At 37.4% G+C, this 26,938-nt stretch carries 16 protein-coding genes and 1 pseudogene; 5 read left to right on the forward strand and 12 right to left on the reverse strand.

Going from position 1 to position 26,938, the window contains the following annotated elements:
• Positions 1–37 precede the first annotated feature (37 nt).
• Positions 38–2,320, reverse strand: a complete 2,283-nt coding sequence (locus tag PHO71_RS15745; protein WP_300205125.1) for a GH92 family glycosyl hydrolase — start codon at positions 2,318–2,320, stop codon at positions 38–40.
• Positions 2,321–2,529: 209 nt separating this feature from the next.
• On the opposite strand from PHO71_RS15745, the gene PHO71_RS15750 reads away from it, so the two are divergent.
• From PHO71_RS15750 to PHO71_RS15760, 3 genes are all read left to right on the forward strand, one after another.
• Positions 2,530–6,570: a response regulator gene (locus tag PHO71_RS15750; RefSeq protein ID WP_300205127.1), complete on the forward strand. Its 4,041-nt coding sequence runs from the start codon at positions 2,530–2,532 to the stop codon at positions 6,568–6,570.
• 215 nt (positions 6,571–6,785) lie between these two features.
• Positions 6,786–8,441, forward strand: a complete 1,656-nt coding sequence (locus PHO71_RS15755; RefSeq protein ID WP_300205129.1) for a LamG-like jellyroll fold domain-containing protein — start codon at positions 6,786–6,788, stop codon at positions 8,439–8,441.
• A gap of 18 nt (positions 8,442–8,459) precedes the next feature.
• Positions 8,460–10,037: a glycoside hydrolase family 76 protein gene (locus PHO71_RS15760; RefSeq protein ID WP_300205131.1), complete on the forward strand. Its 1,578-nt coding sequence runs from the start codon at positions 8,460–8,462 to the stop codon at positions 10,035–10,037.
• Positions 10,038–10,148: 111 nt separating this feature from the next.
• Here the strand turns inward: PHO71_RS15760 and PHO71_RS15765 are convergent, their stop codons facing one another.
• The 11 genes and pseudogenes from PHO71_RS15765 to PHO71_RS15815 form a co-directional block, all read right to left on the reverse strand.
• Positions 10,149–10,310: a hypothetical protein gene (locus PHO71_RS15765; RefSeq protein ID WP_300205132.1), complete on the reverse strand. Its 162-nt coding sequence runs from the start codon at positions 10,308–10,310 to the stop codon at positions 10,149–10,151.
• 211 nt (positions 10,311–10,521) lie between these two features.
• Positions 10,522–10,626 (reverse strand): annotated as a pseudogene (locus PHO71_RS15770) (transposase); the annotation flags it as partial.
• 148 nt (positions 10,627–10,774) lie between these two features.
• Entirely contained in the window at positions 10,775–11,215 is a 441-nt protein-coding gene (locus PHO71_RS15775) for a hypothetical protein (protein WP_300205134.1), read from the reverse strand.
• 15 nt (positions 11,216–11,230) lie between these two features.
• Positions 11,231–12,814: a LamG-like jellyroll fold domain-containing protein gene (locus tag PHO71_RS15780; RefSeq protein WP_300205136.1), complete on the reverse strand. Its 1,584-nt coding sequence runs from the start codon at positions 12,812–12,814 to the stop codon at positions 11,231–11,233.
• Positions 12,815–12,848: 34 nt separating this feature from the next.
• Positions 12,849–13,808 carry a DUF1735 domain-containing protein gene (locus tag PHO71_RS15785; protein WP_300205138.1) on the reverse strand — a complete coding sequence of 320 codons (960 nt, stop codon included), beginning with the start codon at positions 13,806–13,808 and terminating at the stop codon, positions 12,849–12,851.
• Positions 13,809–13,832: 24 nt separating this feature from the next.
• Positions 13,833–15,785, reverse strand: a complete 1,953-nt coding sequence (locus tag PHO71_RS15790) for a RagB/SusD family nutrient uptake outer membrane protein (RefSeq protein WP_300205140.1) — start codon at positions 15,783–15,785, stop codon at positions 13,833–13,835.
• Positions 15,786–15,798: 13 nt separating this feature from the next.
• Complete coding sequence (locus PHO71_RS15795) at positions 15,799–18,909, reverse strand: TonB-dependent receptor (protein ID WP_300205142.1); 3,111 nt, start codon at positions 18,907–18,909, stop codon at positions 15,799–15,801.
• A 36-nt stretch (positions 18,910–18,945) separates the two neighbouring features.
• Positions 18,946–20,307, reverse strand: coding sequence for an IPT/TIG domain-containing protein (locus PHO71_RS15800; RefSeq protein WP_367279907.1), 1,362 nt, complete (start codon positions 20,305–20,307; stop codon positions 18,946–18,948).
• Positions 20,308–21,352: 1,045 nt separating this feature from the next.
• Positions 21,353–21,547: a hypothetical protein gene (locus PHO71_RS15805; RefSeq protein ID WP_300205146.1), complete on the reverse strand. Its 195-nt coding sequence runs from the start codon at positions 21,545–21,547 to the stop codon at positions 21,353–21,355.
• 270 nt (positions 21,548–21,817) lie between these two features.
• Positions 21,818–23,374 carry a sulfatase gene (locus PHO71_RS15810; protein WP_300205147.1) on the reverse strand — a complete coding sequence of 519 codons (1,557 nt, stop codon included), beginning with the start codon at positions 23,372–23,374 and terminating at the stop codon, positions 21,818–21,820.
• A 34-nt stretch (positions 23,375–23,408) separates the two neighbouring features.
• The gene (locus tag PHO71_RS15815; protein WP_300205149.1) at positions 23,409–24,770 is read right to left on the reverse strand and encodes a sigma-54 dependent transcriptional regulator; all 1,362 of its coding nucleotides are present in this window, start codon (positions 24,768–24,770) and stop codon (positions 23,409–23,411) included.
• Positions 24,771–24,859: 89 nt separating this feature from the next.
• On the opposite strand from PHO71_RS15815, the gene PHO71_RS15820 reads away from it, so the two are divergent.
• Both PHO71_RS15820 and PHO71_RS15825 read left to right on the forward strand, forming a co-directional pair.
• On the forward strand, positions 24,860–25,696 hold the full coding sequence (locus PHO71_RS15820) for a peptidylprolyl isomerase (protein ID WP_300205151.1): 837 nt from the start codon (positions 24,860–24,862) through the stop codon (positions 25,694–25,696).
• Complete coding sequence (locus PHO71_RS15825; protein ID WP_300205153.1) at positions 25,697–26,935, forward strand: pitrilysin family protein; 1,239 nt, start codon at positions 25,697–25,699, stop codon at positions 26,933–26,935.
• Positions 26,936–26,938 lie beyond the last annotated feature (3 nt).

Raw genomic sequence — 26,938 nt, forward strand, 5'->3', positions numbered from 1 at the left:
AGATAGATTACTTGTCGGGTGTCAAAAATACAATATTTTATTCAATTGAAAGAGAATAAGGAACATCTTTTTCATTCGTTCCACGCTGTTTGTTGGGAACAGGGCTCATTTGATATTGTATGTTTGTACCTTTCGTCAGCTGATCGTGAGTCAAATAGTTGCGGTTATACACCTTGCCATCTACCTTCATATCTTTGACATAGTAGTTGTCCATGCTATTGTTACTGGCGTTAATCGTAACAGTCTTTCCGTTCTCTAAATGCAACTTGGCTGATTTGAAAAGAGGAGTGCCCAAGACATATTGGTCTGTTCCCGGACAAACAGGGTAGAAGCCGAGTGCAGAAAACACATACCAGGCAGAAGTTTGTCCATTATCTTCGTCCCCACAATAACCGTCAGGACCTGCTGTATACAGTTTGTTCATGATTTCACGGGTTCTTTGTTGAGCTTTCCAAGGTTCGCCGGAATAATTATAAAGGTAAACCATGTGTTGTATAGGCTGATTGCCATGAGCATACTGTCCCATATTCATCACCTGCATCTCGCGCATCTCATGAATCATACCACGGCTCTTCATTCCTAAATTGCCTGGAATCACGAATACAGAGTCCATCATCATGTTAAACTCTTTTTTGCCTCCCATCAGATTGATTAATCCTTGTGGATCGTGGAAAACGCAGAAACTCCAATGCCAGCTGTTTCCTTCGCAGAACTCACCACTCCAGTCTACAGCAATGAAATTGGGATTAAATACGCCTTTGTCATCTTTACCTACCATCAACTTGCGTTCCGGATTGTAAACGTTTTGATAGTTCATTGCACGTTTTTTGTAAATGTCAATTTCGCTTGCCGGTTTACCTAACTTTTTACCTAATGTATAGATGGTCCAGTCATTGTAAGCATATTCTAGTGTGCGGGCAACATTTTGACCTACTCCGATATTGGTTGGTACGTATCCAAACTTATTGTAAGCTTCATAAGCCACACGTCCTGAAGCCGTTTTGGGAAGGTGCGCATTAGCATCATGTTTCAATGCTTCCCAAAGAACTTCAATATCGTATCCGCGCAAGCCTTTGATATAAGCATCCGCTACAACAGATGCTGAGTTGTTTCCTACCATACAATCTCTATGTCCGGGACTTGCCCATTCCGGAAGAAATCCGCTTTCTTTGTAAGCATTCACTAATCCTTCCTGCATTTTCTGGTTCATTGACGGATACATCAGGTTAAGGAATGGAAACAAGCAACGGAAAGTATCCCAGAATCCTGTATCTGTGAACATATATCCCGGCAGCACTTTGCCATTGTAAGGACTGTAATGCACCACTTCTCCTTTCGCATCTATTTCGTAGAAGCTGCGTGGAAAAAGCATGGAACGATACAGGCAAGAGTAGAAAGTACGTAAATTGTCGATATTATCATCTTCTACTTCTATCTTGCTCATTTCACGATTCCATGTATTTCTTCCTTCGGAAACTAATTGGTCAAAACTGTTATTACCCAATTCTTTGAGATTTAACTCAGCCTGTTCGGGGCTAATGAAAGAGGAAGCAATGCGGGCATGAACAATTTCTCCCTTTTTAGTTGCGAATCCGATAATGGCTCCGGCATGATTACATTGTACCTCTTTTTCATTTGTAATAATCTCGTTGTCTTTCACAGCAGAAGTGAATGTAAATGGCTTGTCGAACTTGATTACAAAGTAATTTTTGAAGTTTTCGGGCACACCACCGCTGTTTCTGGTTGTATAACCGATAATTTTATTTTCCCCCGTGATTACCTTTACATAAGAACCTTTATCGAAAGCATCAATAACAACATATGAGTTCTTTGTTTCCGGGAATGTGAAACGGAACATAACGGCACGTTCTGTTGGCACTAATTCGGTAGTAATATCGTGGTCGGCAAGATATACCTTATAATAATAAGGTTTAGCTATTTCTGCTTTGTGAGAGAACCAGCTTGCGCGTTGATCTTGGTCAAATACAGGTTCTCCGGTAATCGGCATAATGGAAAACTGACCGTAATCATTCATCCAAGGGCTTGGCTGATGAGTCTGTTTGAATCCCCGGATTTTGTCGGCATTGTAAGTGTATGACCAGCCGTCGCCCATTTTACCGGTTTGTGGTGTCCAGAAGTTCATTCCCCATGGCAGAGCCGTAGCCGGGTAAGTATTTCCCGTAGACAGTTCGAACTTTGATTGCGTACCCACCAGTGTGCTTGCATAGTCTACTGGGTTTTTAACGGCAGAAGTTTGCAAACTGTAGAATGCGGCACATCCCAGAAATAACAGGTGTTTAAATGAAAAATGTGTTCTCATGAGACAATAAAATTATGTATTTAAATAGTTTCTGTGACGAAATTAGGCAGAATACAGTAGGTGTCGATAAGATTAGAGAAGGTAAATGATTTGTTGGCACTATAATTAACTACTATGGCGCTGAGTTTTACTTATATTCTAGTAAAATAAAGAGAATTAAATATTTTTTCTTTATCTTTGTCATAACGTTAGTCTATGAATGAAATGCTATGGAAAAATATTATATTTTACTCTTGTCTTTAATTCTAAATCTGTTATTAAATACAGCATACGCTTATAATTTAAAGCAGATTGCAGATAAAGAATATATGTCGAATAGTGCTATTACTGCTTTGTGTCAGGACGAACGCGGACTAATGTGGATTGGTACTTGCGATGGACTGAATATTTACGATGGACAAGAGATTGAAGAATTTAAGCCACATGACAAAGATAAATATTTATCCGGCAATCTGATTGATAAAATCATTTATACTGGCGAGGATATTTATTGGATTCAGACTTATTATGGCTTGAATCGGTTGGATCGTAAAACAAATGCAATCACTCGCTATAACGAATTTCGAAAAGTTTTCTTTATGAATAAGGATAATAACGGAACCTTATTTATTATTCAAGATAGCAATAGTATCTGCTATTATCATAAGAAAGAAGGCGTTTTTAAGAAAATCATTATTACGGGAATCCCTGTTTCGGACATTATCACTTTCTTTTTTGATGTAAACAATCGTATGTGGGTCGTAATGAAAGGATATAACCGTTGTTATGATCTGCAACAGGAAAATACGACAGGTGATATAATCTTAATTCCTCAGAAAAGTGGTTTGGATTATCAGGCATCATTACTCTATTGTTTTAATGATGCAGAGTCTCTTTTTTATGTTGATAAAGAATATAATTTCTATGCTTATCACATTCCATCTAAAAAGAATGAGTTGATTACTAATTTAGGTAAGGAAGTACAGGCACGCGGCAAAATATCTTCCATTATTCAGTATCATAATAACTATTTTGTGAGTTTTATAATGGATGGTGTTTTGATGTTGGAGAAGGAAAAAGATAATAATAAATATCAGATTCAACAATTACCTATTAATAGCGGTGTGTTCTGTCTGACTAAAGACCTTTTTCAAGATGTTGTTTGGATTGGCACGGACGGGCAGGGAGTTTATCTCTATTCCAATCCTTTTTATTCCATAAAATCAATCGTTTTAAATAATTATACAGCAAAAATTGAGCGTCCGGTACGTGCATTGTATCTGGATGCAGAAAAAACGTTTTGGGTCGGTACAAAAGGAAATGGTATCCTTAAAATTTCAGATTACGAAGTGAATAAGAATATTGCCGAGTGCCACGCAGAAACAATGACTACAGCTAATAGCGCATTAGGTAGCAATGCTGTTTATTGTTTTGCGAAAAGTCATCGTAATGTGTTATGGATTGGGGATGAGGAAGGGTTAAACTATTATTCATATGGTGAACGACGCATCAAGAAAATACCAATCAGAATTAATAACGAATCTTTTAAATATATTCATGATATCTATGAAACGAACGATTCAGAACTCTGGCTGGCAAGTGTAGGAATGGGTGTGGTTAGGGCTCGTATTGGAGGAACATCTGATAATCCTATTCTTGAAGATGTGCAACATCATGTTATTAACGAAGGTGAATTCAGCTCGAACCACTTTTTCACTATCTATTCGGAAAGCGATCCTGACTTATTGTTTGGTAATAAAGGGTATGGAGTATTTCGCTTCAATAAAACAACTAATGGCTTAGAACCTATTTCTACTCATAAATATGAAAATATGACATTAAATAATATTCTTGCTATTAGTAAAGATAGTAGCAATAATTATTTGTTTGGTACAAGCTCAGGACTCATAAAATATACTTCTGAGACTTCATATCAGCTTTTTAATGTCAAAAATGGCTTTTTGAATAATACGATTCATTCTATACTCAAAAATACCCAAGATAATTTCTGGATGGGAACCAATCTGGGATTAATCAATTTTGATTCTAAACGGAATATTTTCCGGACTTATGGTTTCGGAGATGGACTAAAGGTCGTTGAATTCAGTGATGGAGCAGCTTTTAGAGATCCACAAACAGGAACACTCTTTTTGGGTGGAATCAATGGATTCGTAACTATTCAGGCAGATGGACAGCCGGAACTGCTTTATATGCCTCCTGTCTATTTTGATAAACTTTCTATTTTTGGAGAGCAATATAATTTAGGGGAGTTTCTTACTAAGAAAAAGGGAAATGAAGTACTGAATTTAAAATATGACCAGAATTTCTTTGCAGTTTCTTTCACTTCTGTCGATTATTTGAATGGAAATAATTATGTTTATTTCTATAAATTAAAAGGGCTGAGTAATCAATGGATTAATAATGGGAAAGAAAGTGAAGTTTCTTTTACCAATATGGCTCCTGGTGAATATACTTTACTGGTAAAATACTATAATAGTGTATTTGATAAGGAAAGTGAAGTCTATTCTTTAGTAATTCGCATTGCCGATCCTTGGTATGCTTCTTGGTGGGCTTATCTAATCTATTCAATATGTTTGATATCTATAACAGCATTATTAATACGCTATTTTATCCTTCATTCGCAACAGAAGAAACAGGAACTGTTGAATGAAATAGAAAAGCGTCATCAAAAAAATGTTTTTGAATCAAAACTACGCTTTTTCACAAATATAGCTCATGAATTCTGTACTCCACTAACATTAATTTATGGTCCTTGCGGTCGTATTCTTTCTTCTAAGGGACTTAGTAAATTTGTAGTGGATTATGTGACAATGATTCAGACTAATGCTGAACGATTAAATAACCTGATACATGAACTCATTGAATTCCGTCGAATTGAAACGGGGCACAGAGAAGTCCGCATAGAGTCATTGAATGTATCTTCCATTATGCTAGAAATAGCTAAAACTTTTGTAGAAATGGCTAAATCAAGAGGTATTACCTTTTTAAGTAAAATTCCGGAGCAAATAGCTTGGAATTCGGATAAAGGATTCTTAAATACAATTATTATTAACTTGATTTCCAATGCATTCAAATATACTCCGGATGAGAAAGGAATTAGAATAGAACTGGGAATGACCGAAGATAACCATCTGTTTTTGTGTGTAGCCAATGAAGGCAGTGTTATTAAAGAGAAAGATTCTCAATATATTTTTAACCGTTATGCGATATTGGATAATTTTGAAAATCAGGATGATAAGAATTTCTCCCGAAATGGTTTAGGGCTTGCTATTTCTTATAATATGGCCAGACTCTTGAATGGTAGTTTGAAAGTGGAGAATACTTCTGATGGATGGGTTTTATTTACCTTGACTTTACCTCCATTGGAATTGACTACAGAAGTGAAATCTTCAAAACGGCTGACTTCCGAATATATTCCAAAGATAGATACACAGCCAATGCTAAAGTTACCTCATTATGAGTTTGATAAAATGCGGCCTACTTTATTGGTTATTGATGATGAGTTGGAAATGTTGTGGTTTATCGGTGAAATTTTTTCTGGTGATTTTAATGTCCTGACTTTGCAAGATCCTTCCCAAATTGACCAGATAATGAATGAGGTATATCCCAATGTAATAATTTGCGATATTATGATGCCGGAAGTTGGAGGTCTTGAATTGATTAGAAAAATAAAATCAACAAAAGAAACATCGCATATTCCTATTATTGTAGTATCCGGACATCATGAAATGGAACAACAAATGGCAGCTCTTTCTGCCGGAGCAGAGATGTATATTACGAAGCCATTTAATGCTGAGTATTTACGTATATCTGTAGGACAAGTGATGGAAAGAAAAGAGGTATTAAAGAATTATTTCAGGTCTCCCATAAGTTCTTTTGAAAAATCAGATGGAAAATTGACTCATAATGAATCAAAAAAATTCCTTCAATCTGTACTGAAGGTTATTAATGATAATATTAGGAGTAAAGAACTTACTCCACGTTTTATCGCTGATCAATTAGCTATTAGCTCTCGGAGTTTATACCGTAAAATGGAAGAAATAGGGGAAGATAGTCCGACAAATCTCATCAGGGAATGTCGTTTGCACATAGTTAAGGATCTATTATTGACAACAAAAAAGACAATTGATGAAGTTGCGTTTGAATCTGGCTTTTCAAATAAAGTAACTTTCTTTAAAGTGTTTCGTGAGAAGTATGCATGCACGCCAAAAGAATTTCGTGATAGGCATTTGGAGGAAATGGGACAATAATATTGGAGCTTATTTTGTTTTCTGACTATGGAAATAAGAAAGTTATCAAATTATGCCAAAATAGTAAATATTCTCGATGAATAACTATCAAATAAGGCTTTGGATACAGAAAATGTGGCGAATATCATATTTTTGTTGGCTTCTGATTATTCCAGACTGATAAAGATGATTCAGCTTTTTCTATAAACTAATATTAAACTTTAAATGTAATGCGTATGAAATTTATTAAGTATCTTGTTTTTGCATCACTGCTTTGCTTTTGTGCATGTAGTGATGATGATAACAAAGACAATGGAACTCCTTCGGAGATGGCAGAACTAAAAGTTGATGCCAATGAAATAAACATTGCTCAGGGTGATACTCGAGTCGTTAATATAATATCTGGCAATGGAGAGTATGTCGTGACTTCGGCTAATGAAAAAGTGGTTACGGCTGAAATTGATGGTAATAAGTTGAAACTGACTGCTGTGGTCGGTAAGAATAATGCCCAGGGAGTGGTATATTTGAAAGATAAATATTATCAACGTATTAAAATTAAGGTAAATACAGCTGCAGAATTTGATTTAAAACTTAACGAAACATTGTTTACACTTTATTCGAATGCAAAAGATGCTGATGAAGCTGTTGTTAAAATCAATACGGGCAACGGAGGATATTCATTGGATGTGAAGGATGAGAATCATTGCATAGAGATTTTGGATCAAGATCAGCTGGAAGATACGGAAATGTTCACTGTAAAAGCGATAGGAGAAGGCAGTGCAGAAATTAAAGTGGTTGATCGGAAAGGTAAAGCGGCTAAAGTCACTCTGAATGTGATTGCTTCAGATCCAATTTTGACAGATGCTGATGAAAATGGGGTATTGATTGATGGAAAGCAAGGAAGCCAACAAGTGAAAATAACAAGTGGTAATGGTGAATACAAGATTCTGGATGCAGGAGATTCGAAAATTATTCACTTAGAGGTTTATGGCAATACAGTGACTGTGATCGGAAGGAAGGTGGGAGAAACATCATTTACTTTGACTGACGTGCGAAAACAGGTTTCAAAACCTATTCACGTAAAGATCGTCTCGGGCAAGCGATTGGCTATGAACTTGGGAAGCAGCTATGCTGTTTGGACTCATTTCGATGAGATGACGGGAGACGGAGCTGAGGCTTTGAAAGCTGCTAATAATAACTTCAAGTTGAAGAAAATGACTTGGGAATTGATCTGTCGCATTGATGATACTTATTTTTTGCAGACTTTCATGGGCAAAGAAGGCTACTTTATCCTTCGTGGTGGTGATGACGGCGAACCGGGTAAAAAAGGTGGTAATCAGTGGAAAGTGATTGATCTGGTAGGAGCAGATGATAAACTGAAATTGAGAACAAGCCACGAGGTGATTAAATTGGGGGAATGGATGCATTTGGCATTAGTGGTAGATTGTGATGTGGCACAAAGTGATCCGGGTAACAAATACAAACTTTATATTAATGGTAACAGAGTTTTTTGGGCAGAGACTAAAAGAAATGAAATAAACTTTTCGGAAATAGACCTTTGTGCGGGCAATGACGGTGGAAAGATTTCTATAGGAAAGGCTTTTGATAATAACCGTTTCTTTGGAGGTGCAGTGCTTGAAGCACGTATTTGGTCGGTTTGCCGAACGGAAGACCAACTTCGAGCCAATGCCTGGAATTTTGCGGAAGAGAACCCCGTCGGTTTGTTAGGACGTTGGGATTTCTCAGCTGGAGCACCGGTCTTTTATATTGAGGATGGCACAAACTCCAATCATGAATTGTTGATGCATATTTCTAAATTTGATAGCTTCAATAATGTAGAATTCCCAATGAATAGATTCGAAGAAGTACCAATTACAGTACCTTTTAAGTAACCTTTAAATGAAAAAAGTATGAAAACAATATATAAACTGTTTATTTTGAATCTTTTCACTTTACTTGTATTTTCGTCTTGTGGTGATGATAAAAAAGAAATCGTCGAACTGAGTGATCCCGTGGAGGGTAATATTTCTTCAGTTAATTCGTTTACGGTAAAGGCTACCGATAATGAGAATGAGCTTTTGGTGAAATGGATAAATCCTGCTAATCGTGATTTGGATTTAGTAGAGATTTCTTACGAAGAGGTAGCTGATGTTTCAGCCCGTAAGGCAGATTTTACTCCGGGACATATCCTTTTAAAGGCAGAACCCAAGACTCCGGGTGAGTATTTACTGAAAGTACCTTATTATTCTACTTATGAGGTTTCGTTAGTTGCTATCAGCAAAGCTGGTAAACGATCTATATCAAAGAGCCTTACCTTGACACCTTTTCATGAAAAGGGGGAAGAACCGGAGCAAGAGAAACAGACTATGTTGGATCGTGCCCATTCATATATGACTTCGGTTATTGGATATTATTTCGGCAAAAGTTCCAGAGACTGTTGGCGTGGTGATTATCCTTACAATGGCGGTGCTTATTGGGATGGTGATGCTTTGGTTTGGGGACAAGGATCGGGGTTATCAGCTTTTGTCGCTATGCGCGAAGCTACCAAGCAAAGTGAAGTTGAGAATGTGTATAAGTCAATGGACGAAAGGGTGTTTAGAGGGATACAGAATTTCTGCCAGATGGATCATGGTATCCTGGCTTATTCTGTTTATCCGGCTTCCGGAAACGATCGTTTTTATGATGATAATGTCTGGATTGGTCTTGATATGATCGACTGGTATACGGAAACGAATGAGACAAAGTACTTGGATCAAGCTAAGGTGGTATGGAAATATTTGACTGAACATGGTTGGGATGAAACCTGTGGAGGAGGTATTCACTGGAAAGAATTGAATCAACCTAGTATCACCAAACATTCCTGCTCTACCGGACCAGCAACAGTACTAGGATGCAAGATTTATCTGGCAAATCATGAACAGGAGTATTTGGATTGGGCTATCAAATGTTATGATTATATGATTAATGTCTTACAAGACAAGTCTGATCATTTGTTCTACGACAATGTACGTCCGAATGAAGAAAACCCAAATTTGCCGGGTGGGATCGAAAAAAACAAGTATTCTTATAATTCCGGACAACCTTTACAGGCTGCGTGTCTTTTGTATAAAATTACAGGAGAGCAGAAATACCTGAATGAAGCTTATGCAATAGCTGAAAGTTGTCATAAAAAGTGGTTTATGCCTTATCGTTCGAAAGAGTTGAATCTGACATTCAATATTCTTTCTCCTGGACATGCTTGGTTCAATACGATCATGTGTCGTGGATTCTTTGAACTCTATTCTATTGATAATGATCGTAAGTATATCGATGATATTGAGAAATCATTGCTTCATGCCTGGAACAGTAGTTGTCATCAGCGTAATAATCTCTTGAATGACGACGACCTCAGAGGAGGAACTATAAAAGATAAATGGGATATATTAATGCAAGGAGCATTGGTTGAATTGTATGCCCGGTTGGCTGTATTGGAAAGAGAAAATAGATAAATAATTCTTGAATAAAAAAAGCCATCCCCCGAATAGACAAAGAAGGGATGGCTTTTTATAGTGTACTTACTATTCTTCGGTAAACTTTCTTCCTGCGAGTTTTGGGTGAGGTTATTCCTTGGCAGACTCAACGGTTGTGCTGTCTTTGACTACTGTGTCTGTGACTACTGTATCATTGACAACAACGATCGTTTTCACTTCTGTCGGGGCTGTCACAGCTTTTTCAGAGGTAATCTGAGCCTTAACAAAGAATGAACCTCCACAAACGAACATAACATTGCTACTACTATTTTTTTATAATCGTTTGATTTAAATATTATTAGATATATGTTTCAATTCTCTTCTATTGTGTTAAGGAATCAGTTGTATCGCTTTCGTTACGTCTTAATAAAATTCAAAGCACATGCCAAAAAGAAAAGAGATTTTTTTCCCCTGCCCTTTCCTTCATTAAGGATACTTTTCCGACAAAAAAACCTTCTGTGCAGGCTATTTTCGCTAGATTATGTGCAATAGTAAGTAATCCAAATTCGATTTCTACCTTTTTTATTCCACGGAATCTAAACGTCTTAAAACCTTTATGTTTTTTGAGGATATTCCTAAGATATGAAATTCTAGGGATATGAGCAAGTCTGTGACTAAGAGAAATCAAGGTTTGCGTTATTTTTTAACAAAGAAAAGAGGCTGAACTCAAATTCTTGTTTTGAGACAGCCTCGTTCTATTTTAGATTTCAGACCTTTTATTCTTCTTTGTCGTCAGATTCCGTAGCCTTAGGAAGATAAGGTTCTGCCTTTACACTTTCTTTGGGAGAGCGTATACCGGCTTTATTGATAGCTACTGCAGAAATGGTATAGACATCATAGCAAGGTACAGTAATGAGTACTTCTCCCTCGGTACCTTTAGATGCTTCCACTAGTATAGGACTGCCGGAAAAAGCACGTGAGGTAACTGTTGAATAAGAAATCTCTACTTGATACACATCCTTGTTCATTGGATTCGTCCATTTGATTAGCAGTTCGTTTTCATTCTCTGTTACTTCTGCACGTAACAATGAAACTGGAGCCACAGTATTTATGACAGGGTCCTTTATTAAGGATGTTTCGTCATCGTCATCGCTACAAGATGAAAATGTCCAAGTAAACAGGAAGGACAATAATAATAACTTATAAAGTATTTTCATATCGTTTCGTTTTTATTATTTTAGATAATTTTTTTCAATCCATGCCGACATAGGTACTTTAGTACTGATAGCACCACCTTTACCACAAATGGTTAGGTTGTTTTCAAACTTTCCTCCGGCAATATCTTGAATATAATTTGTTTCAACTCCGGCGTTAAATTCCCAGTGTCCTAGTAAGCCTACAGGAGCCTTTTCTGTTAATCTCCACAGATTAGCTCTGATTTGTTCTGGCGTGCGGGCAACAGTCCATACACGAGCTTCTCCGATAGAACCATTCAACATACGTCGGTCGTCACCACAGGCGCGTCCAAGTGTGAATTTGTTATCATCATTACTTGAGGCTAAATCTACTTCTTCATGCCTATTACTTTGATTGTCGATGATATAATCATCTTCTTCTCCGTTAATGAACAAGCGATATTGTTCTTTATGATTAGTTTTAGAACAGTCTATGACAAATGTGATATGCATCCATTCATTTGTCTTAAGTGCAGTTTTACTATGGAACTTAAAGCCATCTCCTAATGCTGATAATTCAATATGTGAACCATCTCCTGTTCCACGTAATAGACATTTCCCTTCCATACCTATAAATGTCTCTAACCATGAAAGTGAATTCAAACGACAAATGATCTCCCAAGTTGTTTGTTTGACTTTAACAAGTTTATTATCAGTTATATTACCAAAGTTTGCATATAACCAGAATTTGTTATCGAGCGCTAAGCCATAATTTTTTCCATCTACTGTTACAGTCAATTTATTCTCTTGTTTCTTAGAGTCAGTAATTGTGATGTATGTAGAACCATTCTTCTTACCGGTTATTTCAATTGTACTGCCGTTCATGGATGCTTTAACAATACTTGGATCGGCAATTTCCAATTTATACCCACCATTACCACTGATTATTTCTACTTTTCCGTACTGTTGTGTTGCGCTAAATTGTAGGATCTTTCCGTCATAATTTGTTATGAGTGGATCTGGAGCAATTACTTTTGTAACAACTGTTAGAGATTTACCTAATTTATCGGTTATTTTGATTTTGGCTATACCATTATCTAAACCTTTTACAGTAAAAGTACCGGTCGTTTCTATATCTTCTACTCCGATTAGTTCTGTACAATTATCTGGGTTTTCAAGGTATTCTACCTTATATCCACCGTTACCAGTGATAATTTTGAACGTGAATACATCCTGTCCGTCAACTTGGGAAAAAAGAGTGGCTTCTGATTTATTAAGGCGTATTCCGAAGACAGCAGCCGTTTCTACTTTAATATAAGCTCTTTTGTAATATTTGTCTGTCACGACAATCATTGCTTCAGCATTATTATCTGTTGGAAGTGCTGTGATTGTAATTACCTTACCATCGACAGTTGCTGTTGCCACTTCTTCATTAGAGGAAGTTACCTTATAATCTCCATTACCAGCCGTAATATTCACTATACGGCTATTTTCTTGCGCAATCTGCAATTCTGTTTCGTCTACTTTCAGTTCTACGGCATCAGCGGGAATTGTATTACCACCATTGTCGTCATCGTCGCTACAACTGGTAAACACCAGTGGCAGCGCTAATATTGATAGTATGAATAATATTTTTTTCATGTTTATTAATCTTTAGTTAATAATTACTCTTCGTTTACTCCTCTTCATCTTCTACAGGGACATCTGGATAGTCTTTTGCCCATACGCTTTGGTTCATCGTCAATGTACCTTCATATGAATAACGTGCGGAGCTGCCTTCTGACAAATCGTTATATTTATACTTCATAACAATTACAGTTTCTTCGTTGTACTTACGTAGATCAGTGGTGTTTTTGGTATATTTACGCGTGATACTGACGGGTTCTGCTTCTAGATTTAACGCACTGTTTTTTGTACTTAATGTAATTTTCTTATTTGTTTCGTCATACGTTAATTCAACGATATATTGTTTGAAGTCAATACTATTATCGCGCGTTACATTACCTACGTACATATAACATTTATCTCTAGAAATCGCATACAATGTTTTACCATTAGCCGAAGTTGTGTAACTGGTACCTTCTTCTTTTATAGTGCCATATCCAGCAAAGTTTCCAGAAAAATGATTCTTAAAAGCAATGTGATATAATGCCTTAGAATATTTATTTGGACCGATAGGCTCACCAATAGAAGATGTGATTTTCAGAGGCAATACGTAGTCATCATACAAATCTTCAATTAGGGAAAGGTCTATTGTACAATACCCACTTGTGTTTAGATCGCCTTTTTTAATTGTGAATGTATTTTTATTTAAAGTAAAACTTTCCTCGGGTAACTGTTGGTAGTATTTACTTTTTTCATTCTTATATTTCTCCCAGTTATAGGCATCTAATGTATCAGCATCAAAACCAACTTTGATTTGAATTTCTTTATCATTGCCGGAAGTTCCGTTTATTCCAAAATATAGAGGTAATATAGCTGTATTATCCTCTTTAATATTCAAGGTTGTTTCTTGCCATCCACTTAGTTTCAGGTTAGTGAACTTTGTGAATAATTCGTTATCTAACTCGTCTACACAAGAAGAAAACGCCAATAAAAGCAAGGAGATAAGACTTATATTTTTAATCTGTTTCATATTCATGACTTAATTATATTGTTATCACCATCCTGGATTTTGGGTCATATTTACATTTCGCTTCAGTTCTTCGGTCGGTATAGGGAAGAAATACATTTTTTGTTCAAAGTTTTTAGGCATTGAAGTAATGGCTGTAGGTACATAATATAATTGTATCTTATCTTCATCATAACTGATGTTGATATTACAACCCATTAATGGCATATTTTCTTCTACCATAGCATCTTTCCATCTACGATTGTCAAGGAAACGGAAAGCATTTTCACCAAGAAATTCTATTTGGCGTTCTCTTTTTATCCTAGTACGGAGTTCACCTTGATCAGCATATATATCATCCTTAAAATCTGGTAAACCGGCACGAAAACGGATTTGTTTTAAAGCATATCTCATTTCCTCGATATCACGTGAAATGGTCGCGCTATTTCCATTGTAGGTTACTACATTGTGTGTGGTAGTCAGCTCGTTAAGCGCTTCTGCATAAATCAGTAGTACTTCGGCATAACGCATTGAAGGTTCTGTCTTGCTTACCACATATCCTCCAGTCGTTAATGCATCTTCTGGATTATAGAATTTTTTGAATCCAATACCACTTAAAGGGAGATCTTCTTTGAATCCTAATTTTCCGTCGTTCTCATTTTTGTAGTAGAAAAGTTGTTGTCTTCTATATTTACTTTCATTTGCACTTTCGCATTCCCAAATAGAACCATTGTATGCAATAGATGCATAGAATCTGGGCTCTCGGTTAGCATATTGTAATGAAACTTTTGCTGGTAAAAATGAATATTCTGTAGCGCTAGTTGTAAACCCTTTTTCTTGGTAATAGCCGTCAGCTTGTCCTTCTTGGATCGTACGTCCGTCATTCATATAATAGGCATCTACCATTTTTTTGGAAACACCAATTTTATTACCTCCATTTAAGGTTCGTGGTATACAAGATTCCACTAATCCTCTAATAGTGCTATGTCCTTCATTGGTACGGGTGAAAATCAATTCATCATTTTTAGAACCAAGGATTGTTCCATCAAAAATTGATTTATACGATTCATATGGGTCGACGTCAGCCCAGCCGTAAGGAAATTCTTTATCAGAATATTCTGCATGATGTGGAGGCATTATAGTTGTTGCTGACGGCTTTATGATATTTAATGCGTATTGGTTTAATTCCATTACGTCTTTGGCTGCAGCAGCGGCTCGTGCCCATTTCCCTTCATCATAAGTTTGGTTAATTAATTGATTTCCTACGTTATCTTTCATGTTGAATAAGTCCGTATTTCCATTGAATAATGGACTTGCTGCATACAGAAGTACTCGTGCACGTAAAGTCAGAGCAGCTCCTTTGGTAGGGTGTCCCATGTTATTAATGGTACGTCTTACTGGTAGGTTTACAGCTGCAAGCTCCAAATCTTCGTTAATAAAGTTAATGATATCATCGAATTTGGAACGTGGCAATGAAAGTGTTTCATATGAAAGGTTCACATCTAACCCTTCTTTAGGGATTAAGGGAATAGGACCATATCTACGAAGTAAAGACCAATAAGCATAAGCGCGTAGAAAATGTGCTTGTGCCGTATAATCAGAGACTTCTGTGAGTGTTAGTTCAGGACATCTGCCAACATTATCAATGAATGTCGAAGCTTTACGTACAGTCTCGTATACTTTATACATTGTACCGGCTGCACCACGACCATCCATATTATCTAATGGGTCGTCAGCACTGTAATTACCATTCTGCATTGCCTTTTCATCTGGATTAATCAGGTCATCAGATCCCCAGCGATAACGCTCTTTAAACTCTGCCATAAAATTCATTCCTTCATAGGCATTAGCCAACCATCCATCTACGTAAATTTTCTTTGCAAATGCCGAATCCAGAGAAAGTTGATCGTAGAAATATTTATCTACATTAAGATAATCGGCACATGAACTAAGCATAAAGATTGACCCTATTGCTATTATGTTGAATATTAATTTTTTCATATTTAATATTTTGTTAGAATTCAACTTGAACTGAGAATGAGTATGTCCGGCTAATTGGATAATTAGAACCGCTCTCATTATTACCTTCCGGATCCCACCATTTAAATGGACTCCAAGTGTAGAGATTTTCTCCAACAAAGCCTAGACGTATATTTCTCATATACACTTTGCGAGCAAACGTTTTGGGAAGATCATAATTGACTTCCACATTTTTTAAGCGTAAGTAACGTCCGTTTTTCATCCAGAAAGTAGATTTACGATTGTTGTTTGCATTATTTCCCCAAGTTAAACGTGGCCATTCTGCATTTGGATTTTCTGTATCAGCTGTACCAGAGACTTCTCTTGGACTCCAACGGTTCCCCTCTACCATTTCTTGAAGAATGTTACCTGTCATTCCGTTATGGAATGCATGAGGTCCGTTTCCACCCACAAACCAGTCACGTCTACCAGATCCCTGAAACAATACATTAACATAAAGATTTTTCCATTGGAAACTTGCGCCCATACCATATTGTAATCCTGGCATTTCTCTATATCCTAATGGTACATAATCATCATCTGTAATAACACCGTCACCATTTACATCTTTGTATTTGATATCTCCAGGTAAAATGGGGCGTCCATCTGTTGCTAATCCTGTTTGTGATGGGCTGCAATCTATATCTTCTTGATCTTTAAATAATCCAAGCCCAATCAAACCACGTGTCTGATTGAGACGGAATCCTTTATCCATTTTATACCAGAGTTCGTTAGCTGCTTCATCACGATCTACAATTTCATTATTTTGGTAAGTCATGTTGGCACGTAATGTGATATCTACTTGTCCGATTCGTTGTAAGAAAGCAATGTTACCATCCCATCCTGTGGCTTTCATACGTCCAACATTTGCCATTGGAGTTTGATCGGCCAAACCTGTAGATAATGGCATATGATTACGTTTCATGAAAATATCATCGCGTACGTCTTTATAGATATCGACCGTACCTGTTATTTTACTATTAAAAAGGTTAAAGTCAATACCTATATTGTATTTTTTGGCAGTTTCCCAGGTTAGTTTTGGAGTACCAACCGTTGTTATACGGTATCCTTGTATCCCGTGAGAACCGAATTCTCCCCAGTTATAACCACTGGTCGTTCCTATTAAAGAAATGTAGGGAAAACGTTGCCCACCGATATTATCATTACCTACTAAACCATAAGAACCTCTAATTTTGAGCATTTCTAGCCATGGCGCAATTCTTTTAACGAAAGGTTCTTCAGAAATAATCCATCCAGCAGAATAGGAAGGGAAAAAACCAAATTGTTTGCCATCCTCAAAATTCTCAGATCCTGTGTATCCCCAATTGAACTCCACCAAGTATCTGTCGCGGAATGCGTAAGTAAAACTTCCTGAATAGGCCAGATTGCGGCGAGGTATAGAAGCGATAATATCACCTTCATTGGCAAGTCTGGTATCTGCATTTTGTTCTTGATAAATCATGGCATAAGCTCCTACGCGATGAATGTCTGCAAATAACCGAGTGTATTTTAAATTGGCACGTAAATAATTACGTTTCCAGCCTTCGGTCGACACAGTTTGAGTCATCGTCTGTGGATTAGATGTCCTACGAAGAATTAGCAGACCTTTCTGATCGCGATAGTTTTGAGCTACCCACAATTCCGGTAATTTACGGCGATTGGTAGTATTTGAATTTTGTGTATCAAATGCATAAGTACCTTCAAATATCAACCCTCTAGTAATAAAATTTAGTTCTTGCTGTAAAGTAACATTTAATTCTGCTTTATTTTCCCATATGGTCCTATATCCTGTTTGAGTTAATTGGATTTCAGGTGTCAATCGACCATTAACATGGGGCCACTCTCCAGTTGAATATTTACGTGGAGAACTCAAAGGAGTAAACTCTGAAAATGAGCCCCAGATATTGTCTCCTTCTGCACCTGGTTGTGTACGGTCAACTAACCATCCACCTACTCCAATTTTTACTAAAGTGGTTTTAGTTAGATTCATATCTACATTTGCACGATAATTGTATCGCTTGTAGGTGGAGTTGGTATTATATTTATTTTCTGAACTTTGAGTCTTATAAATACCATTTTCATCATAATATTGTCCAGATACATAGTATCTAACATTATCACCTCCTCCTGAAAAACTGATTTCTGCTTTGTATTGTGGGCTTCCTTTTTTAAGCATAAGGTCTTGCCAGTTTATATTAGGATACAAATCAGGATCTAGTCCGTTACGGATAATATTGAGTTCCTCAGGGGTATATTGGGGACTCTCATAACGTCCTGTTTTGGCTTCATTTGCCAATGTTGCCCAATCATATGCATTGGCAAACTGTGGCATACGTCCTGTTTGATTATAACCATAAGTAAAACGAGCCCTGATATTAATTTTACCTGGTTCACCTCGTTTGGTGGTAATTAATACAACACCATTTGCTCCTTTGGAACCATAGAGAGCGGTAGCAGATGCATCTTTCAGAATAGAGAAAGACTCAATATCTTGTACCGGAATTTCATTCATGCTTCGCTCTACTCCATCTACCAATACAAGTGCTCCACTACCGCTACCAAATGTACTAATACCCCGAATCCAAAACTCAGACATATTTTCGCCCGGTTCACCTGAACTTTGAACAGCAATGATACCAGGAACAACACCTGCTAAAGAGTTTGTAAGGTTTCCTGAAGGAGATGCTAATTGCTTAATATCTACAGATGTATAAGCACCGGTTAAAGTCTTTTTTGTTTGTGTACCACTAGCCGTAATTACAACTTCATCGATTTTTTTAGTACTTTCAGTCAATTTGATATCTACATTCGAGATATCTTTGATTTTCACAACAGGGAGCTCGACTGGCTCATAGCCTAGGAATGAAATGACCAAAATATCAAATTGAGTAACCTTTAGTTTGAATTTTCCATCTATATCGGATGTTACTCCCAATCCTGGTTGCCCTTTGGCAATAATAGAGGCTCCAATGACTGGGCCTATTTCATCTCTTACAATACCTTTTACTTCAATCGTATTGTTTTGTCTCACCTGCTGGGCAAAGCTTGAAATTTGTGTACCCAGTAAGAGCAGTAACATAAAAATTGCCCGCTGTATGTTATTCATAAAGTATTATAATTATGTGTTTATTTTTCATATTATTTATTCTACTACAACTCGACGTATACAGTGATTATCTCGGTCGGCAACATACATTGCACCATCACTCAAAAATACGACAGCTTCAGGACCACGGAAACGGGCACGGTCAGGAGTACCATCTTTATAACCTGATTCGGTACCTTTACCGGCATATAGTGAAACTTCACCTTGTGGAGTAATTTTGCGGATGCAATGATTGTCTTTGTCCGGGACAAATAGATTTCCATCTTCGTCAAGAGCAGGTTGTCCTGGCCAATTAAAGCGTGCCCCTGTTCCAACTCCGTTGGCATACCCAGATTCTCCCCAAAGTCCTGCAAACATTTCTGGAACACCAAATGTACGAGTTTCTGTGTCATAATTAATTTTATAGATACAATGTCTATTACGTATTACAACATAAAGCGTTGAACCATCTTGTGAGAATAACATTCTCATCTCCACATTTGAACTTCCACTGATACGGAAGAGTTGTTCGTATGGTTTATCTTCTTGCGTTGCAGTTTTACCGGTACCAGTATATCGATAAATATATCCGTCTGTTTGGCTATCAAAGAAAATTTCTCCAGTTTTCGGGTTTACTGCAATTCCTTGTGTTTGTGCACCTTTCATATAAACGAAAGGTTTAGTATCAACAAATCCTCCGGCACGTGTACAATAGAGGATATTAACATCTGTTGTTACCTCATTACTGGATTTATTGGTTATATAAAGAGTATCTTCGTTTGGGCTGAATGCCAAACAAGTCGGTGATTGGAACGGTCCTGCTGAACACTGAACTAATGTTTCTATTAAGTCTTCACGTGCGCGGCGTAAAGCTCCGTTCTTATCCGTTCCACGACCTTCGTCAATAAAGTACATTGCATCATCTTTATCGGCAAGAAGAAACCAAGGGCGTTGTAAACGTGCTTCTCCGTAATCACCGTCTATACGTCCGTTTTCTTGGTCTTTACCTGCTAAAGTCGTTACGTTACGTTTAAATTTGTAGCGGAATGGTTTATCCAATGCATATTCTTCTACATTGTCTCCTTGTCCTACATATAAGCGCACATAGCCGGTATCTGCACGAGCAGGGACTACTACGTAAATGTAATCATTCTTTATACCAACAATTTTAGCTTTCTTATCATTGACAGTAACATATAAATAGTTACTGTCTGTACCAAAATTCTGCCCTTTCAATACAAGCTGAGTTCCAACACCACCACTGTCTGGGCTGAATGACTCTAGAATAATTGGTTTACTGAAATCCGGTGGCGTACTTTGGACACTGGAAATGATAGGAGGAAGGTCACTGTTATTGCATCCACTAATAATAGATAGTGCAACGATTAGAAATAGCGGAATGCTAATTCCTAATCTCAAACTTGTTTTTCTATTAAATTTCATAAGTAATAGATTAGAGAATGAATTTAATAATTAATTAGATAATGGTTAATTGGAAAACTGACTACACTTATTTATTCATAAATATAGTTGCCGGGAGATAATTTAATACATAGCTTTTCATTGTTTTTAATATTTAAAGATATAACAATTGGTTTTATACTAATAAGTATTCTTTAGTAGGATGATAATCTTCCTAAAGGAGGGTAGTGTGTTTTTATGCTTTGTTCTTCATTAATTAGTGTCTTATTTTAGTATTAGTTATTATTAAATAAGGTTTTATTCTGTCTTATTAACGATTTTGCGAAAATATAATAATTAGATGGTTTTTAAAAGGATTATCTCAGATTAATTTTTTTATGGCACCTATATTAACTGATTTGTCTCTAATATTAACTGATTTGTCTCTAATATTAACTTTGCGTCTTGTTTACTATCGTTATTTCTTGATGTTTTTTTGAACTTTACTTCATTGATAATAATCGGAAATACATCGATGATATAGAGAAATCAATGACTCATGCATGGAAGAGCAATTACCATCAGGCCAACAATCTCTTGAATGATGATGATTTGCGCGGAGGAACAACGGAGAATAGTTGGGAAATTCTGATGCAATAGAGTTTCACCTTTTCGGATATATCGGAAGATATGTATAAGAGTCGTAAGTATTGTCAGACTATGGCAGTTAATGATTAATATATCTTTGCTCTTTACATTGATCTGCCCATGAAGTATTTTTTACCTCCGTATAGTAGCAAGGTTATTCATGTCTTTTCATGGGATGGAGAGCTGGCTTATAAAATATAGGTTGATAAGCCAATCAAAGAGATGACTTTAGATACGCCTAATCACACTCTTTACATCATGGATGTGGAAGGAATTCTTTATACTTATGATATCTCGGAAGTCCAATAAAAGATGTATAAAAAGCCATCCCCGGAATAGACAAAGTAGGGATGGCTTTTTTGTAGTGTGCTTACTATTATTCGGCAAACTTAATTCCTGCACGTTTTGGGTGAGGTTATTCCTTGGCAGGCTCAGCTGTTGTGCTGTCTTTGGCTACAGTGTCTGTGACTACTGTGTCATTAACAACAACGATTGCTTTCACTTCTGTTGGGGCTTTCACAGCTTTTTCAGAGTTACTCTGAGCCTTCGCAAGGAATGAACCACCACAAACAAACATAAACATTGCTACTACTAATACTAATTTTTTCATAATCGTTTGCTTTAAAGATGATTAGACATATGTTTTTAATTCTCTTCTTTTGCGTTAAGGAATCGGTTGTATCGTTTTACATTACGTTCTAATAAATTTCAAAGTATGTGCCAAAAGGAGAAAGATAGGGTAATAGGTTGATATATAGTGAAATAAAATAAATGAAGAAATACGGTATTGTGGAAACGTTTGTAGAATATGTGGAAAATGTGGATGGGGAGTGTGGAATTATTCCACACTCCCCATCCACTTAAATATATTTTAATAGAGTTAGTTTACTTTATCCGGCCACGGACAAGGTTTGCCTGTAGCTTTGAAAGTAGGACGTTGTCCTCCGACTTTTCTCAAATAACTGCCTAATTCTTTAGAAAGTCGTTTTACTATATCAGGGTGTTGGGTACTGAGATCATTGTTCTCGCTTATGTCATTTGGAATATTGAATAATTCTTTTTTTCCGGTAGTATAGTAATAAATCAATTTCCAATCACCATTGCGGATGGCACAGTTGAAGTTGATTCCCGGTCCGTCATTTCCCCAGTTATTAGGCATATTCCAGAAGAGACTACGTCCCTTGGAAGGATTACCTGTTTGTTTTAATAAAGGAAGGAAACTAACCCCGTCTATAGGTTGTATCGTTTGATATTTCTTAATACCCGCCATTTCGAGTATTGTAGGATAAAAATCTTCTATCAAAAGATAATTATTGCATCTGCTGTTGGGAGCTACTACTCCCGGCCAACTGACAATCATTGGCTCACGGATGCCTCCTTCATAAACAGAACCTTTGCCACTATTTAATGGATAGTTCTGGGTATGTAACTTACCGTCGCGCCATCCGGATTCAGAGGCAAGCCCACCATTGTCACTCATAAAAACAATAATGGTGTTATCGGCTTCACCGTTTTTGTCCAGCCAGTCCATCAGATCCCCCAGACTTTTATCCATTCCTTCGATTAAGGTGGCATAAGCAGCTTCGTGGTCGGTCATTCCTTTTTTCTTGTATTTGTCATAAAAACGGATGTCTTTGTCCAATGGGACGTGAATAGCATAATGTGACATATACAGATAAAATGGTTGGTGGTATTTTTTTGCTTTATCCAAAGCTTTCACAGCCTCTAAGGTCAGTGCTTCAGTGACAAAGGTATCTGTGCCCCAATATTTCTCGAGTCCGGGGACAGCCATAGGTGATACAGGCTTTCCGTCTTTTGTGTGCCCGTAATTTTCTTCTCCAAGATAACTGGCAAGTCCTCCTGCTGCATGACCGGAGATATTTACTTCGAATCCCCAATGGTACGGATCTTCTCCCGGAGTATCTATGGCTCCAAAATGTGCTTTTCCGCAGTGAATGGTATGATAGCCGTTGTTTTTGAGTAGTTGTACAAAAGAAGTTCCAACGAATGTATTATTTGTGCCGGGCACTTGACTGATTCCATTGTAATTCCAGTCGGGTATCTGCAATAGGCTATCTTTACGGTCTGTCATCCGATCCTTTTGAAGTGTCCAATTGGTGACACGGTGGCGGGCAGCATTCGTTCCTGTAATGAGGCTACATCTTGAAGGAGAGCTTATACTGCTGGCATAAGCTTGAGTGAACATCATTCCTTTTTTGGCAAGACGTTCCATATTAGATGTCTCGTATAACTCATTGTAGTGTGTTTTTTCATTCCAGAAAGGTAGTGATGTGTCCTGCCAACCCATATCGTCCACCATAAAAAGAATAATGTTGGGACGTTTATCTGTACGAACTGTTTGCAAATCTTTTTGTGCCTGTAAATGAGTGGCTATTAATGGTATAAATGCAAGAGGAAATAGCGTTTTCGGGTTCATTAGAATGTTTTTTTAAGGTTGTAGGTTTCACTTGCTATAGATCAATATTATATAGCTTTAATTTATTATATAATGTTTTTCGATCTATGTTTAATAACTGTGCGGCTTTACTCTTGTTATTCCCGGTTTGTCGTAGTGCTTCCAAAATATGTTCTTTCTCAGATTCCTCGTTCTTCAGAGCCATGCTTGTGGTACTTGTTGCAGGAACTTCTAATAGCTCTGTTCCTAGTTCGGCAGATGTAATAAAACTACCTTGCGCTAACAGAGTGGCACGTTTTACAATATTCTTCATCTGACGTAGATTGCCCGGCCAATGGTAATCCATTAATAGCCTGGATGCTTTAGCGTCAAATCCGATCAGATGCTTTTCTAATTCTTTGTTAGCTTGATCAAGGAAAAAGTTAGCGAACAATAAGATATCTTCTTTACGATCTTTCAAGTCCGGCATTCGTAAAGTAAACTCATTGATCCGGTGATAAAGATCCTCCCGGAAAGTTCCTTTCTCAATAGCTTGTTCCAGGTTTTCATTAGTAGCCGACACAAGACGGATATCTACTGTTATTTCCTGAGTAGAGCCGACAGGACGCACTTTTCGTTCCTGTAAGGCGCGGAGAAGTTGTATTTGTACTTCATAACTGAGATTTCCAATTTCATCTAAAAAGATAGTACCGCCGTTTGCTGCGACAAAAGCACCGGTTTTATCATTCAGTGCGCCTGTAAAAGAGCCTTTTACATGACCGAAAAATTCGGAAGCAGCTAACTCTTTAGGAATTGAACCGCAATCTACCGCAATAAATGGTTTATCGTCTCGTTTGCTAAGTTGGTGGATACGATGAGCCACATATTCTTTTCCGGTTCCACTGGAGCCATTGATAAGTACTGACATATTTGTAGGAGCTACCAGACTTACATAGTTATATAGCTGTTTGGCAGCGTCACTTTCTCCTTCCAGATAGGCACGACGAGTTTCCTCTGTCTCTTTTACAGTGTCTTTTTTAGAAGAAAATTTGGTAGCAGAAGTTACAGTACTTTTTTCTTCTTGTAATGCCTCAGATATTTTTTTTAGTAACTCTTCCGGATTGACAGGTTTAGCAACATAATCCCGTGCACCGAGTTTCATTGCCTGTACGGCAGACTGAATGTCTGCATAGCCGGTCATAATGATTAAAGGAATATTCTTATCCTGTTCTTTCATCCATTTCAGGAGATCGATACCATCTTGGTCGGGCAGACGTAAATCTGATAAAATCAAGTCTGTAGCCTCGCTTTCAATATGCTTGCGTGCACGTGCAATATTACTCACTGACGATACTTCAAATCCTTTTTTGCCTAACCAGGTTTTTAGCATCATCCCAAAAGTGATATCATCTTCGACAATTAATATAGATTTCATCATATCAGGTTTTTCCTCTTTTATGAGGTACAAAGGTAAGAGGATTTAAGTGAAAGTAGTATATTTGCAAACTTAAATTAAATAAAAGTGTTATGAGGAAGATTATATTGATGCTATTAACGATATCGTTTTTCGGGCTTGTAGCTTGTAAAACAGGAAATAAAAAAGGAGGAAATATGAATAATGAAACGTTGGTAAAGATTGAAACAACTTTGGGTGATATCAAAGTTAAGTTGTATAATGAAACACCCAAGCATCGGGATAATTTCATCAAATTGGCAGAAGAGGGAGTTTATGATGGAACATTATTTCATCGGGTAATCAAAGATTTTATGGTTCAGGCAGGTGATCCGGATTCCAAGAATGCACCCAAAGGGAAGTCACTGGGAACAGGAGATGTCGGTTATACTATTCCGGCAGAATTTGTATATCCTAAGTATTTCCACAAGAAAGGAGCTTTATCTGCTGCACGTCAGGGAGACAATGTGAATCCGAAGAAAGAGTCGTCCGGTTGTCAGTTTTATATTGTGACTGGTAAGGTATTCAATGATTCCACATTATTAAATATGGAAAGTCAGATGAATGAAAATAAGATCAATGTTATTTTCAATACGTTGGCACAGAAACAGATGAAAGAAATCTATAAGATGCGTAAAGCAAATGATGAAGATGGGCTTTATGCGTTGCAAGAGAAGCTGTATGCCGAAGCCCAGGAAATGGCGGCTAAGGAACCGGAATTTCATTTTACTCCCGAACAGATAGCTGCATATACCACAGTAGGAGGAACGCCTCATTTGGATGGAGAATATACCGTATTCGGGGAAGTGATAGAAGGAATGGATATAGTAGACAAGATTCAGCAGGTGAAAACGGATCGTAGCGATCGTCCTGAAGATGATGTGAAAATTATAAAAGTGGAAGTAGAATAAATGAAAATCAACAGGCATATTCTAGATAACGGGTTACGCTTAGTACATTCTCAGGATGAAAGTACGCAGATGGTAGCTATCAATATATTATATAATGTGGGAGCCCGTGACGAGGATCCCGAACATACGGGTTTTGCTCATCTGTTTGAGCATTTGATGTTTGGCGGTTCGGTTAATATTCCCAATTATGATATGCCACTTCAGTTGGCGGGTGGCGAGAATAATGCCTGGACAAATAATGACATTACCAATTACTACCTCACTGTGCCCCGGCAAAATGTAGAAACCGGCTTTTGGTTGGAATCCGACCGTATGTTGAGTTTGGACTTCAGCGAACGGAGTCTGGAAGTACAGCGAGGAGTGGTAATGGAAGAATTCAAGCAACGTTGTTTGAATCAACCTTATGGAGATGTGGGGCATATCTTACGTCCTTTGGCTTATCAGACTCATCCCTATCAATGGCCTACTATCGGGAAAGATCTGTCACACATTGCTAATGCTACTTTAGAAGAGGTGAAAGATTTTTTCTTCCGTTTCTATGCTCCGAACAATGCTGTATTGGCGGTGACGGGTAATATTTCTTTTGAAGAGGCGGTGGCATTGACGGAGAAATGGTTTGGTCCTATTCCTCATCGGGAAGTACCGGTGAGAAACCTGGCACAGGAACCGGAACAAACGGAAGAACGCCGATTGACGGTGGAACGTAATGTACCTCTTGATTCTTTATTTATGGCGTATCATATGTGCGACCATTATTCTTCAGACTATTATGCATTCGATATTTTATCTGATATATTAAGCAATGGACGTTCCAGTCGGTTGAATCAACGTCTTGTGCAAGAGAAACAACTCTTCTCGAGTATCGATGCATATATTGCCGGCAGCGTGGATGCAGGTTTGTTTCATATTTGTGGAAAACCATCTGCTGGTGTATCTTTAGAGCAAGCCGAAGCGGCTGTGAGAGAAGAACTGAAACTTCTGCAACAAGAAACAGTTGATGCACAGGAACTTGAAAAAGTAAAGAATAAATTTGAATCTACTCAGATATTCGGGAATATCAATTATCTTAATGTAGCAACCAATCTTGCCTGGTTCGAATTGTTGGGTCGGGCAGAAGATATGGAGTCTGATGTAGATCGTTATCGCAGTGTAACTGCAAAGCAGTTGCAGGATGTAGCCCGATCAGCTTTCCGGAAAGAAAACGGGGTTATATTGTATTATAAAAAACAAGGCGTTTAAAAC

This window comes from Bacteroides sp., assembly GCF_028690125.1.
GTDB lineage: Bacteria > Bacteroidota > Bacteroidia > Bacteroidales > Bacteroidaceae > Bacteroides.